14 protein-coding genes are annotated in these 16,210 nt (G+C 46.0%); 2 read left to right on the top strand and 12 right to left on the bottom strand.

The genetic code is table 11. The features are described 5' to 3' along the window. Positions 1 to 4: 4 nt before the first annotated feature. Both serS and CSUNSWCD_RS01445 read left to right on the top strand, forming a co-directional pair. Positions 5 to 1,249, top strand: coding sequence for a serine--tRNA ligase (serS, locus tag CSUNSWCD_RS01450; RefSeq protein ID WP_009492855.1), 1,245 nt, complete (start codon positions 5 to 7; stop codon positions 1,247 to 1,249). Next, complete coding sequence (locus CSUNSWCD_RS01445; protein ID WP_009492854.1) at positions 1,249 to 3,645, top strand: tetratricopeptide repeat protein; 2,397 nt, start codon at positions 1,249 to 1,251, stop codon at positions 3,643 to 3,645. The genes serS and CSUNSWCD_RS01445 overlap by 1 nt, the downstream gene beginning before the upstream one ends. A 228-nt stretch (positions 3,646 to 3,873) precedes the next feature. Here the strand turns inward: CSUNSWCD_RS01445 and CSUNSWCD_RS01440 are convergent, their stop codons facing one another. From CSUNSWCD_RS01440 to pglE, 12 genes are all read right to left on the bottom strand, one after another. Beyond that, positions 3,874 to 4,572 (bottom strand): vWA domain-containing protein, encoded by a 699-nt coding sequence (locus CSUNSWCD_RS01440; protein WP_009492853.1) that lies wholly within the window; start codon positions 4,570 to 4,572, stop codon positions 3,874 to 3,876. 206 nt (positions 4,573 to 4,778) lie between these two features. Beyond that, a complete protein-coding gene (locus CSUNSWCD_RS01435) occupies positions 4,779 to 6,296 on the bottom strand; it encodes a 2-isopropylmalate synthase (protein ID WP_009492852.1) in 1,518 nt (505 codons plus the stop codon). A 127-nt stretch (positions 6,297 to 6,423) separates the two neighbouring features. Then, positions 6,424 to 7,203, bottom strand: a complete 780-nt coding sequence (gene pssA / locus CSUNSWCD_RS01430; protein WP_009492851.1) for a CDP-diacylglycerol--serine O-phosphatidyltransferase — start codon at positions 7,201 to 7,203, stop codon at positions 6,424 to 6,426. After that, positions 7,184 to 7,828, bottom strand: coding sequence for a phosphatidylserine decarboxylase (locus CSUNSWCD_RS01425; protein WP_009492850.1), 645 nt, complete (start codon positions 7,826 to 7,828; stop codon positions 7,184 to 7,186). The genes pssA and CSUNSWCD_RS01425 overlap by 20 nt, the downstream gene beginning before the upstream one ends. A 4-nt stretch (positions 7,829 to 7,832) precedes the next feature. After that, complete coding sequence (ftsH, locus tag CSUNSWCD_RS01420; protein WP_009492849.1) at positions 7,833 to 9,761, bottom strand: ATP-dependent zinc metalloprotease FtsH; 1,929 nt, start codon at positions 9,759 to 9,761, stop codon at positions 7,833 to 7,835. Between the two features lie 18 nt (positions 9,762 to 9,779). Further along, on the bottom strand, positions 9,780 to 10,610 hold the full coding sequence (locus CSUNSWCD_RS01415; RefSeq protein ID WP_009492848.1) for a 50S ribosomal protein L11 methyltransferase: 831 nt from the start codon (positions 10,608 to 10,610) through the stop codon (positions 9,780 to 9,782). 12 nt (positions 10,611 to 10,622) lie between these two features. After that, a complete protein-coding gene (locus tag CSUNSWCD_RS01410; protein WP_002952918.1) occupies positions 10,623 to 10,988 on the bottom strand; it encodes a chemotaxis response regulator CheY in 366 nt (121 codons plus the stop codon). A gap of 66 nt (positions 10,989 to 11,054) precedes the next feature. Next, a complete protein-coding gene (gene hisA, locus CSUNSWCD_RS01405) occupies positions 11,055 to 11,765 on the bottom strand; it encodes a 1-(5-phosphoribosyl)-5-[(5-phosphoribosylamino)methylideneamino]imidazole-4-carboxamide isomerase (RefSeq protein ID WP_009492847.1) in 711 nt (236 codons plus the stop codon). Then, positions 11,765 to 12,376, bottom strand: a complete 612-nt coding sequence (gene hisH / locus CSUNSWCD_RS01400; protein WP_009492846.1) for an imidazole glycerol phosphate synthase subunit HisH — start codon at positions 12,374 to 12,376, stop codon at positions 11,765 to 11,767. The genes hisA and hisH overlap by 1 nt, the downstream gene beginning before the upstream one ends. Then, positions 12,373 to 13,269 (bottom strand): PDC sensor domain-containing protein, encoded by an 897-nt coding sequence (locus CSUNSWCD_RS01395; protein ID WP_009492845.1) that lies wholly within the window; start codon positions 13,267 to 13,269, stop codon positions 12,373 to 12,375. The genes hisH and CSUNSWCD_RS01395 overlap by 4 nt, the downstream gene beginning before the upstream one ends. 2 nt (positions 13,270 to 13,271) lie before the next feature. Next, positions 13,272 to 15,050, bottom strand: coding sequence for a UDP-N-acetylglucosamine 4,6-dehydratase (configuration-retaining) (pglF, locus tag CSUNSWCD_RS01390; protein ID WP_009492844.1), 1,779 nt, complete (start codon positions 15,048 to 15,050; stop codon positions 13,272 to 13,274). Beyond that, positions 15,051 to 16,139: a UDP-N-acetylbacillosamine transaminase gene (pglE, locus tag CSUNSWCD_RS01385; RefSeq protein WP_009492843.1), complete on the bottom strand. Its 1,089-nt coding sequence runs from the start codon at positions 16,137 to 16,139 to the stop codon at positions 15,051 to 15,053. Between the last annotated feature and the right edge of the window lie 71 nt (positions 16,140 to 16,210).

Genomic DNA, 16,210 nt, shown 5'->3' with positions numbered 1-16,210 from the left:
GAAGATGATAAATTTAAAACTACTTGAGACAAACTACGATGAATTCGTAAAAAAACTAGAGGGCAAAAATGTTAAAGCTAGCTTGCTAGACGAGCTTTTGCAGACTTTTAACGAGCTAAAGCAAAAACGCAAAGAGCTTGAAAATTTCCAAGCTATCCAAAATGCAAAGAGCAAGGAGCTAGGCGTAAAAGCAAGAGCTGGCGAGGACGTGAGTGAGCTTAAGAGTGAGCTAAATTTAAACAAAACTGCCCTTGCTGAGGCTGACGAGATCGTTAAAAAATGCGAAGAAAAGCTTGAGCAAATTTCATTTAACGTGCCAAATATCACCGACGATGACGTGCCATTTGGCAAGGACGAGGACGATAACGTCTGCCTAAAAACGGTGCTTGAGCCAACTAAATTTGACTTCACACCAAAAGAGCACTGGGAGCTTGGCGAGAGCCTTGGCTGGCTTGACTTTGAAAGGGGCGCAAAGCTCTCAGGATCTCGCTTTACCGTCCTTCGTGGCATAGGAGCAAGGCTTAGTAGAGCGCTTGTTAATTACATGATCGACTTTAACAGCGCACGCGGCTTTGAGCTTGTAAACGTCCCTTATCTAGTAAGCTCAAACACGCTTTTTGGCACAGGTCAGCTGCCTAAATTTGAAGAGGATCTTTATAAAGTGCGTGACGAGGACCTCTATCTTATCCCAACTAGCGAAGTGCCTGTGACAAATTTATACAACGACACCATCATCGATGCCAGCGAGCTGCCTATAAAGATGACTTGCTACTCAGCATGCTTCCGCCAAGAGGCAGGCTCAGCAGGACGTGACACGAGGGGCATGATACGCCAGCACCAGTTTGAAAAGGTCGAGCTTGTAAGTATCACAACGCCTGATCAAAGCGAGGGCGTGCTTGCTGAAATGGTAGCGTGCGCGAGCGACCTACTAACTAGCCTTGGGCTGCCTCACCGCCATATGCTACTTTGCAGTGGCGATCTAGGCTTTAGCGCAGCAAAGACGATAGATCTTGAGGTTTGGCTACCAGGTCAAGGCAAATATAGAGAGATCAGCTCTATCTCTAATACTCGTGATTTTCAAGCAAGACGCGCAAAAATTCGTTTTAAAGACGGCAAGAAAAATACACTTGCAAACACGCTAAATGGCTCGAGCTTGGCTGTTGGTAGGACGCTAATAGCGATAATGGAAAACTACCAAAAAGCTGACGGCACTATCGAAATTCCAGAAGTTCTTAAAAGGTATATGTAGTGGCGCAAAACGACGATGAAAACGTAGTAATCCTCGAAGAGTCTGAAGCCAATACCGAGCTAAGCGACAAAGCGCCGCAACAAGAAGAGCAAGAAAGCAATGAAGGCGACGATCTAGTTTCGCTTGATGAACTAGAGCCGGTAACCCCGGAACAGCCGGCAGATGCAAAAGAAGACGATAAAAAAAGCAAGAAAAAGCTTTTTATCATCGCAGGATCGGCGGGCGCGCTCGTCATCATCTTGGCAGTAGTTTTGTTTTTCGTTTTTAGAGGCGAGAAAAAGCCGCCGATAGACGAAAAACAGATCGTAAAAGATATCGAAGAGCACTACGAGTCGCAAAAATTCGGTAGCTCCAAGATCGATGATATGATCGCTAAGGCAAATTTACTCTACGAAAAGGGCAATAAATTTGAGGCTCTGAAAATCTACGAAAACATCGCAGTTTACAACCAAAGCCTCTCAAACTATAATCTCGGCGTTTCACAGATGAGACAGGGCAAATTTGAAGACGCGCTAAAAAGCTTTAAAAAAGCTATCGACAATAACGAAAACGTCGCCGTTAGCGCCATAAACGCCGCAGTTAGCTCACTGGAGCTAAAAAACGAGCAAAATTTTAACTACTACATAAATCTCGCAAGCTCGTTTTTATATAAAGAAGCAGACTCCCCGCTATACAACTACTACTACGCGCTCATAAACTACTATAAAGGCCAATACGTCGAGGCTCTAGCGGCCCTATCGCACGCTGAAAACGGCTACTACAAAGACCGCTACGACTACCTCGCGGCTAAAATTTTAAGCTTTATCGGCGACGACGCCGAAGCGATAAAAAAGCTAGAAGCCCAAAAAGAATTTGACGCAGATCTAGCTCTTGGTATGCTTTACGCAAGGCTCGGGCAATATGAAAAGGCCAGAAATAGGCTAAATTTAGCACTCAACAAAGGCGGCGACTCAAATAAAATAAACTCGATGATAGCCATCATCAACCTAAAAGACGGCAATTTTGAAGCTGCGGCCAATGAAATAAAAGCTGTTTTTCACGAAGATCCGTTATTTTTAAATGCGAATTTCCCGATCAAAACGATCCTAAAACCAGAGCTTTTTGACGTAAATTTAGCTCAGGCGCACTTTAGAAACGACCTGTTTTTTGATAAAACCAAACGCTACGAGACGCTATTTTACTTCGCGCCTTATAAGGTTTTTGACCCGAACCAAACGATAAACTACATAAGAAAGGGCGGAGTGAGCCTGTTTTTGGACGACGCAAGCGCGGCGGGCAACTACCTAAACGCTAGCGGCGCGCTCTCAAAGGTAAATTTAGAGCTATCCTCAGCCATCGCAAACGCCCTAAACTACAAGCTAAAGCAGGCCAACGCACAGTTTGCCTCGCTCATCTCGCTCTATCCCGAGCACTCGGTTTTACACTACGACCTAGCGCTTAGCTACGCGCAGCTAGGCAACTTTAGCATGGCGGCAAAGCACTTTATCATGAGCTACCACCTAGACCCTACAAATCATCTAGCAGGCGTGCTAGGCGCTATCGCAAACGACATAAATGCCGTAGATAACGCCAAACTACTACAAGAAATTTCTGAAAATCTCGACCACGACGCAAGCTCAAAAGACGCACCCGTAAGCCAAGCTCTAATGGCGCTCATCGCAAACAATAGCGGTGCTTTAATGCGCTGGCTAGAGCAAGAAAAGGAAGAGACTGCGCTAAATTTGGCCTTTGACGCGATAATCGCAAAGATGACCGACAAGAGTGAGGAGTTTGCCAAAAAGACGCAAATTTTAAAGGCTAAGCTACCCGAAGATATAGTAGCAAATATTCTTGATTTTATCGCAAACTACAAGGATGAGGGCATCAAAAAATACGTCGAGCAGATACAAATTTACTTCCACGACAAACGGCTAAACGACGCTGCGTTTTACCACGGCGCAAACATCATCAAAGAGCAATACATCAAGCTTTTGCAAATCTCGGGCCTGCTAAACTACGAACGCGAGAAGATAAAGGCGCTGCTAAAACAAGACGCTAATAACGCCGACTTGCTCCAGACGCTAGCCTACATCGACATTTTTACGAACGATTTTGAGGAGAGCTATCAGATCTACAACCGCATAATCGACGAATTTAAGATAAACGACGCAGGTACGCTGTTTCTAGCTGCCGTGGCCGCCATCGGCTCAAACCACCCACAAAACGCCACCGCGCTTTTAGAGCTATCAAAGCTCACCGATCCAAACGCGATGGAAAGCCGCGTGGCACTGGGGCACCTATATCAAGAGATCGATAACATCGAAGCCGCAACGATACAATACGGACTAATAAAAGATCCAAATTTTAAAAGCAAATTCGTGGATTTTATGATTGATTACGAGAAACTTAAAAAGTAGTTTTATTTGGGCGATACGGCGAAAAATTTATCGCGAAGTCGCCCGAATAATTTTTAATAATTCTTGTATATTTACAGCATCAAAGCAGTTTTGTTAAATTTGACAAAAGCAAAAACAACTCGCCTCGTCAAATTTAACGCCCTACTTCGTCCTGCTCTATAACTCGCGGGTTAAAAAAACCGCAAATTTAACCAAAGCACGGCGAAAAGCCGTACTTCAACTCAAATTTTACTTATCCTCAAGCACCTTTTCGCGCCACTTCGAGCTTGATTTTTTATCCATCGCCATATCTTTGGACATCTCTGCAGCGGCCTCAAAGTTTTTCTGCACGCCTTCGCTGCTGTTTTTGTATTTCACAGCGTTCGTGCCCTTTATGCCTAGGCTTTGCGCTTCGCTAACCGCGTCGATGTTTGCTCCCAAAAATATAAACTCCCAGTCGTATTTTTCCTGCTTATCGCTTATCATCTTTTTGATCTGCGCCTTTGAGTACTCCCTGCTCGAGTTCTCCTGCCCGTCGGTGATGATCACGAAAAGTACGGCTCTGTTTTTGGCGTAGATATCCTCGACTTTTGAGATTTTGTTTATCGTATCGCCCACAGCGTCTAGTAGCGCGGTGTTGCCACCTGCGACATAGTCCTTACTCGTTAGCTTCTCGACCTTTTTGATATCCACCCTATCATGCAGCGTCTTAAAATTCGTATCAAAAAGCACCGTCGTTACCTTGGCGTCCACGCCCGCTTCTTTTTGCTTGTCGATCATCGAGTTAAAGCCGCCGATAGTATCGCTCTCAAGCCCGCTCATCGAGCCTGATTTATCTAAGATAAGCACCATCTCAAGCTGCTTTGGCTCTGATTTTTGCGGCGCTTCCTCGCTTTTAGCAAACGCAAACGCCCCGATAATCATCAACAAAAATGCGATTTTTTTCATATTTTCTCCTTTGAAAAATTTGGTTTGATTATAGCAAAACTTAACGGCTCGTCGGTAAATGCGAGGAGGTTTAAATTTGAGTTTTGATTTTTATTTGCCTTAAACTATGGTAAATTTACAGCCAAATTTAAAGGTCAAATTTTAAAATTTAAGGCCCGAATCCGAGCCTTAAATTTGCCAAACGGTGCGGTCAAACCGCTCAAATTTTACTTTGTCGCAGTGATTTTTACGTAGCTGTTTAACGCACCTATATACGCTCTAGCGCTCGCCGTCATCGTGTCGATATCAAGTCCGTGACCGATGATGGTCTTGCCGTCAAATTCGACCTTGACGACGACGTTTGCCAGCGCATCCTTGCCCTGCGAAACGGCGTTTACCTTATAGTCTTTTAGTACGCCGTTTATGCCGCTTAGACGGTCGATGACCTTAAATATCGCGTCCACCGTACCGTTACCTAGCGCCGCGTCGCTCTTGATCTCGTCGGCGTGACGAAGCGTGATCGCCGCGCTGCTTAGGCCTTTGTTGCAGCTACTTTGCGTAAGCGTCAAGAACTCGAAAGTCTCAGGGATCTTGATGATCTCGTTCGTAACTAACGCGCGTAAATCATCGTCAAAGATCTCTTTTTTCTTATCGGCAAGCGCCTTAAATTTCTCAAACGCCTCGTTTAGCGCGCTATCTTCTAGCTCAAAACCAAGGCTTATTAGCTTATCTTTAAAGGCGTGGCGACCCGAGTGCTTGCCTAGTATCAGCGAGTTTTTGTCCAGCCCAATACTCTCGGCGCTGATGATTTCATAGGTTTCTTTATGTTTTAACACGCCGTCTTGGTGGATGCCGCTTTCGTGAGCGAAGGCGTTTTTGCCGACGATGGCTTTGTTTGGCTGCGGCTCGATACCGATGATACCCGCTAGCAGGCGCGAGCTAGGATAAATTTCTTTATAAACTATGTCCGTATAAAGCGGCGCGAATACGTCGCTGCGCGTCTTTATCGCCATAACGATCTCTTCAAGCGCGGCATTTCCCGCACGCTCGCCTATACCATTTAGCGTACACTCAACCTGCCTTGCGCCCGCTTTTATCGCGGCTAGCGAGTTTGCCGTAGCTAGGCCTAGGTCGTTGTGATTATGCACGGAGACGACTGCGCGACCGTTTATAAATTTAACCATTTCTCCTATGCGAGCGGTAATCTCCTCGGGATATAGATACCCCACGGTGTCAGGGATGTTGATCGTTTTTGCTCCGGCGTTTATAGCGGCGTCGCAAATTTCTTTTAAAAAGCTCATCTCGCTCCTGCATGCGTCCTCGCAGCTAAACTCAACATCCTCGCAGAAGGTTTTAGCGTATTCCACGGCTTTTACTGCGCGTCTGATCACTTCGTCGGGAGACATTTTTAGCTTAAACTCCATATGGATCGGGCTTGTGGCGATAAAGGTGTGGATGCGCCTATTTTTTGCCGGAGCGATAGCCTCTCCCGCAGCCTTTATATCGCCGTCCACGGCGCGGGCGAGCGAACAGATAGAGGCGTTTGAGGCTTGCTTGGCAATCTGATGTATCGCGTCAAAATCACCCCTACTAGCCGCAGCAAAACCGACCTCCATGACGTCCACGTTTAGGCGCTCTAGCTGGCGTGCGATGCGGATTTTCTCCTCGGTATTCATCGAGGCGCCAGGGCTTTGCTCGCCGTCTCGTAAAGTCGTATCAAATATTATAATTTTATCATTGTTCATTTTTTATCCTTTTTTTTGGAGTTTTTAGTTTGTATGGTATAAATTTGATTATTAGGGTGTGAAAGAGTCGCTGCCTAACGCAGCAGCAAAAGTAGAGAGAAAAATGCGTTAAATTTGACGTTGCCGTTCATTCGCTCTCCTTTTGGATTTTTTTGTTTTTACATCTCATAAAAATATAGCGGATTATACCGTAAGAAACATAAACGCTCATTAAAGTCGTAACCGCTTCGATGGGGCAAACATAAATAGCCGAAAACGCAACCGTAAGACCGACTAATATGCGTAAAAAATGGGCTTTTTTTAGATCTATTTTTTTAAAGCTAGGGTAGCGGATATTGCTCACCATCAAAACGGAAAGCAAAATTTGCAAAAATAGTAAAAACCACTCGGCGCTCCTGGTGAAGTCGTATTCCAAGCTCAACCCAACCCAAAATGCCGACACTATGGCAGCCGTAGGTATCGGAAGGCCGATAAAAACAGACGGCTCGTAGGTGCCGGTCATTACGTTAAACCGAGCAAGTCTAATAGCACCAAAAACTACAAACAGTGCAGCGACTAGCGAACCCAAACGTCCAAAGCTATGCCCGACCGTAAAATAAAAAAGCATCGCAGGCGCGACGCCAAAAGCTATAATATCGGCAAGACTGTCAAACTCCACGCCAAATTTGGACGTAGTTTTAGTTAGTCTCGCCACTCGTCCGTCAAGTCCGTCCAAAAAAAGAGACAAAACGATGTAAATAATAGCCTTGAAAAAATAGCCGTTAGCCTCCTGGGTCAGCCCTGCGCCGACCGCGATGTAGCCACGAACGGAGGCAATGATACTGATGATACCTAAAAATGCCGAAGCCGCCGTGAATAAATTCGGTAAAATATACATTAACTGAAGTTTATGCTGATTGTCTTGCATCTTTTTCCTCGTAGCTAAAAAAACCTAAAATGCCTGCGCTTGCCACTTTTTCGCCAACGCTAACGCTTATTCTTGCATTTGCAGGCAGTATCAAAACCACCTCGCCGCTACTTAAAAAGCCAAATCTCCTGCCCGCTTTTAGACGGCTAAAATTTTCAAAAGAAATACCCTTACTAAGAGGTCCGGCGATGACGCGGATCGCAAATTTGTTGTCTAAATTTTTACATACAAACAATGCTCGCTCGTTTAAATTTTTAGAAGCTTCCATAGCGTTGCACAAAAACAGGCCGTGCCTCTGCCTGACTTCCAAAAGCTCCATATCGCAAGGAGCTCTGAGCGCACCTGCGTCAAACACGCCCTTACGGATAGTTATGGCTACACACTGAGTATCAAAATAGTAAATTTTATCTATGCTTTTTATCTTGCCGTCGATCGGGCTAAGCACGGCATAAGCATCGTCACTGCCTAGCGCTCGCTCTGGGTTTCTAAACCAAAAAACGCAGAGCACAAAAAGCGCGAAAAATAAAATTTGACACGCGCCCAAAATCAGCGCAAGCAAAAACAAAAGCCCTAAAGCAAAAACGTATTTGTAGCCCTGTTTTGCGATTAGCCCGATGTTTTGCATATCTTTACACTTGTTCCTCTTTATTTTCTTCCAAATTTACTAGCCTGCTAGGCATGCCATGCTCTTTTTCATAGTTTGCGATGATCTCTCTAACCTTCACGCCCTCGATAGTTTCCTCTTCATAAAGCGCCTCTACCATCTTTTCTATCGCGTCGCCGTAAGTTCTCAGCGTCTCAAGCACGTGTTTATAGCGCTCATCAAGCGTGTTTTTGATAAATTCATCCACTTTTTCCGCCGTTTTGTCGCTGTAATCCCTATCGGCTTGACCGCCGGCAAGGAAAGTACTACGGCGTTTTTCAAGCACCATAAGTCCCGCGATATCGCTCATGCCGTATATCGAGATAATCGAGCGAAGTATATCGGTCGCACGCTCTAGGTCGTTGCCAGCACCGGTCGAAATCTCTTTTATAAAGACCTCTTCTGCTGCACGCCCCGCTAAAAGCACGTCCACTTCAGCCATCAGCTCGTGGCGCTGCATCATAAATTTATTCTCTTCAGGAGTATGAAGCGTGTAGCCAAGCGCCGCAAGTCCGCGCGGTATGATCGACACCTTGGTGACTCTGTTTGCGCCCTTCGTCGTCTCGGCGATAAGCGCGTGTCCGCTCTCATGATAGGCAACGATGCGTTTTTCTTTCGGATTTATGCGGCGAGATTTTTTCTCAAGACCCGCGATCGCTCGCTCAACGGCCTCTAGCAAATCAACCTGCTCGACTTTGCCTTTTTCTTTTCTGCCTGCTAGCAAGGCGGCTTCGTTTATGATGTTGGCTAGATCAGCTCCCGCAAGACCGGCTGTCATACGTGCGATATCTTCGATGCTGACACTATGATCGAGCTTAATATCTTTTATATGAACACGTAAAATTTCGATCCTGCCTTTAAAATCAGGCTTATCGACAAGCACCTGTCTGTCAAATCTGCCCGGCCTTAAAAGCGCTGCGTCAAGCACCTCAGGACGGTTCGTCGCAGCAAGCACGATAACCGGCGATGCATCCGAACTAAAGCCGTCCATCTCAGCCAAAAGCTGATTTAGTGTTTGTTCGCGTTCGTCATTTCCGCCGATCATTCCGCTAGCCGCACGGCTTTTGCCGATGGCGTCGATCTCATCTATAAAAACGATCGCCGGAGCTTCTTTTTTCGCATTTTCAAAAAGATCTCTCACGCGGCTAGCACCCACGCCGACAAACATCTCGATAAAGCTTGATCCCGAAACCGAGAAAAACGGTACGTCCGCTTCGCCAGCGACGGCCTTTGCGAGCAGGGTTTTACCCGTGCCTGGAGGTCCTACCAAAAGTACGCCTTTTGGGATTTTGGCTCCTAAATTTATATATCTATCCGGATGCTTTAAGAAATCCACGATCTCTTTAACTTCTTCTTTTGCCTCTTGCACCCCCGCTACGTCGGCAAATTTAACCTTCGGTTTTTCCGAGTTTACAAGCTTTTTAGAGCTTCCCATTCCAAGGATACCGCCGCCCATATTTCGTTGCATGCGGCTGGCCAAAAACATCCAAATACCAAAGAAAATAAAAATAGGGAGCACCCACGAAAAGAGCATTTCGGTAAACCAGTTCGTCTCGCTATACGCTCCATAAGGGATCTTTTGCTCCTCCAAGATCGGCACTAGCGTCGGATCGTTTACCCTTTTGGCAAAGTATGTTCTACCGCCGTTATCTACGGCTTTTATCGAGGTTTCCGAGATGCCCACTTGCGCTACTTGCTTGTTTTTTATCATCTCTTTTATCTCGGAATACGATGTGCTTTTCGAGCCGGCCGAACTTTGCCCTAGTAGCGTGCCGTCCATCTCGCCGCCTCCAAGCCCGCGAAATGCTATCACTATCACGATAGCAAAAATGGCGAAAATCAAAATCGGATTTTTATTAAAAAAATTATTTCCGCCATTATTTAAATTTTTATCATCGTTTTTTCTGTTGTCCATTATCTTCCTTAAATTATTTTAAGCTTTTTGAAATACGAAGCTTTTCCACTCGTTTTTGGTTTGACTTTCCACTAGTTTTAGCGACGAAAAAGCTTCTAAAATTCGCGTTTCGTATTTATCCAAAACGCCTGCTAAAACGAGACATGAGCTCTCTTTTAGCAAATTTATCAAATCATTTTTTAGCATTAGTATCACATCGGCGATTATGTTTGCGACGACGATATCGTATTTTTTATCCAAATTCGCCACCGAACCGGTCCAAATTTGATTAAATTTAACCCCGTTTAGCTCGGCATTTTTCTGCGAGCTTTGCACTGCTTGCTCATCCGTATCGCAGGCATCAACGACGCAGCCTAGCTTTGCTAGAGCGATGCTTAGTATCCCGCTTCCGCAGCCAACGTCAAGCGCACTCTTGCCGATTGTAGCATATTTTTGCAGATACTCTATACAAGCGCTCGTACTCTCGTGATGACCAGAGCCAAAGGCGAGAGCGGGATCGATGATGATGTTTTCAAACCCGTCTTTAGACTCTTCCCAGCTTGGGTGGATGTAAAATTTACCGATCTCTATCGGTCTTACGTTTTTTTTGTATTCGTTTAGCCAGTCTTTATTTTCTTTTTGGCTTTTTGTTGTCTTAAATTCGATCTCGCGGCCAAGCGCATCTTGTAGAGATTTTGCGTACTCTTGCAGGCCAAATTCCACTTCGTCTAGCTCGTCTTCATCTCGGATGATAAACCCGCCGGCAGTCTCTTGCGTACAAGTAACGCCCAAAGAAAAAACGAGATCTTCGAAAAGCTCGCGAAGCTCCTGCGAACAAAGAACTTCAAGCTCGTAAAATTTATCTTTCAAATTTGCACTCTTTTAGCCCAAGACGTCTTCAAGTTTTTCTTTTAAAACTTGCGGCGTAAACGGCTTTACGATGTAGTTATTGACGCCTGCTTTTAGCGCGGTGATGACCTCAGCTTTACCGCCCTCAGTCGTTACCATGATGATAGGCATATCGACGTATTTTGCCTCGGCGCGTACCTTTTTTACGAGCTCAAGGCCGTTCATCTCAGGCATATTCCAGTCGGTGATAAGCACGTTTATATCGCTGTGCTGACCCAAAATTTGCCACGCTTCTACTCCGTGCTCAGCCTCTAAAATTTCTTGATGCCCGAGCCTTTGCAGGGTGTTTTTTATGATTCTTCTCATAGTAGAGCTGTCGTCGACTACTAGTATTTTCACAATCGTATCCTTTTTTAAAAAATGTCCAATTCTAGCAAATTTTATATTTAAATTTACTTTAAAATTTTAGCGGCCCAGCTTAAAGGCCTCTTTTAGATCGAGCGTCCCTTCGTAGTACGCCTTGCCCACGATCGCGCCGTAAACGTCTCCCGCGCGTTTTAGCGCCTCGATATCCGAGATATCTTTTACGCCGCCGCTTGCGATCGTATTTATGCCGCTAGCTTTTGCGATTTGCGAAGTAAACTCAACGTTCACGCCGCTAAGGGTGCCATCTTTTGAGATGTCGGTACAGATTATCGCTTCGACTCCGGCCCCGGCAAATTTAGTCGCTAGCTCAGTTGCCCTCATCTGCGATACCTCCGCCCAGCCCTGCACGGCGACGAAGCCCTCTTTGGCGTCTATGCCGACGGCGACGCGGTATTTTTGCGCCATTTCTTTAGTAAAATTTGGATCTTTTAGCGCTACTGAGCCCAAGATAACGCGCGTTATACCGCTATCAAGGTAGCTTTTTATTCGCGCTTCATCGCGTATCCCGCCGCCGATTTGGATTTGCAAATTTGCGGCTTTTGCGATCTTTTCTACGGTTTTTAGATTTACCGCTTCACCCGCAAACGCTCCGTCAAGATCGACGACGTGAAGCCACTTTGCGCCCATATCTTCAAACCTTTTGGCTAGCTCCCACGGCGCGTCCGAGTAGATTTTCGCGCTACTCATTTCGCCTTTAAAAAGCCGAACCGCCTTACCCTCTTTTAAATCTATCGCAGGGAAAATTTCCATCACATCTCTCCGAAATTTCGTAAAATTTTTAGCCCCGTTTCGTGACTCTTTTCGGGGTGCGGCTGAAAACCGAAAATGTTATCTTTATGCACCGCGCTCACGAATTTATAGCCGTACTCGGTAAAGCCAAGCGCCGCATCATCCTCGCAAACTACGTGATAAGAGTGTACGAAATACAAATACTCGCTAGCCGCTAAATCTTTATTTATCGGTGTTTGCTTGGTAAAATTTATGGTATTCCACCCCGTGTGCGGCACCTTTAACGGCGCGTCAAATTTAGACGGGTCAAATTTAACAACTCGCCCTTTTACGAGCCCAAGTCCCTCGTTTACACCAAACTCCTCGCTTTGCTCAAAAAGTAGCTGCATACCCAGACAAATGCCCAAAAACGGCTTTCCGCCGGCTACAGCCTCTTTTATCACAGGGATAAAATCTCTATCTTTTAGCTTTTGCATCGCTTCGCCAAAAGCTCCGACTCCAGGCAAAATAATCTTGTCAAATTTACCTAATTCCTCGCCGCGACCGACGAGTTTCGCCTTTAAATTTAAACTCTCAAACGCGTTTAAAACGCTCCTTAAATTTCCAGCTCCGTAGTCGATGATGCCGATCAATGCGAGCTCCTTTGCTTTGTAGCAAAAAAATAAATGCTAAGCGCGACCATCAGCATCGCAACGCCGCCGATGAGATAGATCGCATTTATGATGTGATCTGGCGCCGTGATGGCAAATTTAAACACGAGCATCAGCGCCTCGATCGCAAGCGCGATGATGATCGAGCCGATAAATCTAATCATCGTCTTGTTTTCCATGTCCTCGCCGCGCTTGCTTTTGCCTAGCACCTCTTCCTCAAATATCGCTTTAACCAAGTCAAAGATCGCAAGCGCTAGCGTAAGCACGATCGTGTGCTCAAACATCTTTTCGACTTCGATATTTAAAAAATCTTTAGCCAAAAGCCCTTTGAGCGCGTCGGCAAACAAAAACAAGGCTATGATAAAAAGCGCGACCGCAAACGCGGCATAAACAGTTTTTAAAAATTTGCCGAAGTAGCTCTCTAACTTGCCGTGAGAGACGATGGCTAGGATGTTTTCTAGCGAAACGTCGATACAAGCGACGAATTTTAACTCCCCTTTGTCGTCATATATCGGAGTGGACGCTGTCACGCACAGCTCGCCCGTTAGCGAGGACGGATACGGGTCGCTTAGCACGCAGCGCTTCTCGCGCACCGCGGTGTAATAATAAGACTTATTGCTGCAGTTTTCGCCGCCGCCGGCTTTATATTTTTCGTTTAAGCTCACGGCGTCGCCTATTTGCACGCCGCTTGCGTCAAGCACGTAAAACGCGTCAAAGCCCTCTATCTCGTGCGCCATTTTATCAAAGCCGCTTTTTATCGACTCGGCGTTTACCCCCGGCAGCCTGTTTGGCAAATTTTTACTAAAAAGATAGCATATATAGGCTCTAGCCTTGTATCTTAACTCTGAAAACCTCTGTATATCTTGTAACGTCAAATTTATTCCTTATTTAGAGCGTGATTAAACTCAGGCACGATCTCTTTTAGCCCCGCCGCAACATCGTCCGCGTGCGTTAAATTTTTGATTTGTTCATTTAGTTTAGCTACGTCGTATTTGCTAGAGTGCGTCACGAAAATAGACTGAAACTCGGTTTTTACGTCGTCTTTATTAATTAAAAGCTCCTCGTAAAGCTTCTCGCCCGGACGAAGGCCGACAAATTCGACGCCCAGGTGCTCTTTGTTTGATAAAATCAGCATCTTTTTAGCTAGATCGGCGATCTTTATCGGCTCGCCCATATCAAGCACGAAAAGCTCTCCGCCCTTTGCTATCGAGGCCGCCTGAAGCACGAGCTGACAGGCCTCGGAAACTAGCATAAAGTACCTCGTGATATCAGGGTGCGTGACGGTTAGCGGTTTATTATTTTCGATTTGCTCTTTAAATTTCGGTATTACGCTACCGCTTGAGCCTAGCACGTTACCAAATCGCACTGCGACGATCTCGGTTTTAGCAGGTAAATTTGAGTTTAGCGCGTAAAGCTCGCACACGCGCTTAGTCGCGCCCATGATGTTTGTCGGGCGCACAGCCTTATCGGAGGATATCATCACGACCTTGCTAACGCCGTATTCGATAGATAAATCGATCAAAATTTTAGTGCCGATTATGTTATTTACGACTGCGGCTTTAGGGTTTGCTTCGCAAAGCGGCACGTGCTTATAAGCTGCGGCATGGATCGTGATCTGCGGCCTAAACTCCTCAAATACTGCGCGTAGATCATCCTCGTTTACGATATTTATCATCTTGCTTACGGTTTTGTCGCTGTGAGTTATCTCGCCGATCTTGTAGAGATTAAACTCGCTGTGATCAATCATGATTAGCTTGCTGACGCCAAATTTGAGGCATTGCTTGCAAATTTCGCTACCTATACTACCGCCGGCTCCCGTAACCAAAACGACCTTGCCGCCTAAAAACTTCTCCACAGCGCTACTATCTAGGTCTTTTGGCTTTCTAGCTAGCAGATCTTCGATCGAGATATCCTTGATCGCATCCTTGCCGGTGCCAAACATAGAAAAAATCTTGATATCGCGGATACCGTAAGCCGTAAGCTCGTCAAAAAGCTCGGCTAGCTCGTCTTGTCCGAGTGCAAGCGCGATGATGGCGGTTTTTGCATTATATTCTTTGATCAAATTTGCGATTTCACTCTTTGGTTGCACCAAAAATCCATCGCAATAAGTGCCGACTAGATCGCTCCTGCCGTCTACCACGCCAACCGCATAAAGGTCGATGTAGCCCTGCCTAAGTCCCTTTAAAACGTGAAGCGCCTTTGAGGTAGCGCCGATAACGACGCATGGCTCGCCCGTATGCGGCTTTTTAGAAAAGTCCAAAAACATACGCTTGGCGATCCTTAAATTTCCTATTAGCAGACACGAGATGATAAAGTCTATAAAAACTACGCTTCGCGGAAACGGGTTGAAAACCGCGGGCATCGCAAAATAAACGATCCAAAAGCAAACTATCGCGCAAAGATGAACGAGGAAAATTTTCCTCGCTTCGTTTAGTCCGAAAAATCTCCACGGCACCTTGTAAATTTTAAAAAGCCACATAAAAAATAGCTTTAAAACCACCATCGTAGCGCAGCCTGCGACCAGTCCGCCTCTAAAATAATCAGGCAGCACGCCGCTAAATCTAAGCAGATACGCCAGATAAAACGACGCTGCAAATATCGCGATGTCAAAGGTTAGAAAAAACGCAAGCCGCTTTAGCTTCGTCGCTTTAAACATTTATAAATTTTCCTTTACGATTTTTACCACTCGCGCAAACTCCTCGTCCCCCGTCGCAGTACCGCTAGGCAGGCAGATACCGCGCTCAAACATCTCCTCGCTAGTCCCGTCCGTAAACGCTAGCGCCCCTTCAAACACCGGCTGCATATGCATCGGCTTCCAAAGCGGACGGCTTTCTATGTTTTCTTTAGCAAGCGCCTCTATCACGCGTAGATGTGCGCCTTTTTCTTTAAACAGCGCGGTCGTTAGCCAGCGGTTGCCGCGAGAATTTGCGACCTCTGGCATAAACTCAAGCTCAGGAAGCTCTTTTTGATATTTTTCAAAAATTTCTCGTTTTTTTATCACGCGCTGCTCGAGCACCTCCATCTGTGCCGTTCCGATCGCGCCCAGGACGTTGCTCAGGCGGTAGTTGTAGCCGTAATCTTTGTGCTCGTAGTGCAAAAACGGCTCCCTAGCTTGCGTGCTGTAAAATCTCGCCTTTTCCACGAGATCTCTTTCGCCCACGAGCATGCCGCCGCCGCTTGTAGTTATGATTTTATTACCGTTAAAACTATACGCGCCAAGTCGCCCTAAAGTACCTAGCGCCTTGCCGTTATAAAAGCCGCCCAGCGCCTCGGCCGCGTCTTCGACCACGGCGATATTTTCCTGCTCGCATATCTCGCAGATCTCTTTCATCTTTGCAGCCTGTCCGTAAAGGTGCGTGACGACGAGCGCCTTTGGCTTTTTAGGCGAGTTTGCGATCGCTTTTTTTAGGAGCTCGGGGCTTAGATTCCAGCTTTCGTCGCTATCGACGAAAACAGGCGTAGCGCCTTGATAAAGTATCGGGCTAACGGACGCCATAAAGGTAAACGTAGATGCTAGCACCACATCTCCCGCGCCGATGCCTAGCACTCTTAGCGCCAAGTGGATCGCCGACGTGCCGGAATTTAGCGCCAGCGCATCGGGCGCGCCCGCATAGTTTGCCACGCTTGCTTCAAATTTATTCACGTATTCGCCAAGCGGCGCGATATAGTTACTCTTAAAAACCTCGTTTATGTACTCTTGCTCTTTGCCGCTCATGTGTGGCGGACTTAAGAAAATTCTTTGCATTATTATTCCTTAAAGAAATTTACGCATTGTAGCACTTAAAATCTAAATATTTTTATAAAAACTCGTTTAAA

This window comes from Campylobacter showae CSUNSWCD (assembly GCF_000313615.1).
Taxonomy (GTDB): domain Bacteria; phylum Campylobacterota; class Campylobacteria; order Campylobacterales; family Campylobacteraceae; genus Campylobacter_A; species Campylobacter_A showae_A.
Note: the sequence above shows the minus strand (reverse complement) of the source record. Positions and strands in the feature narration are given on the sequence as shown.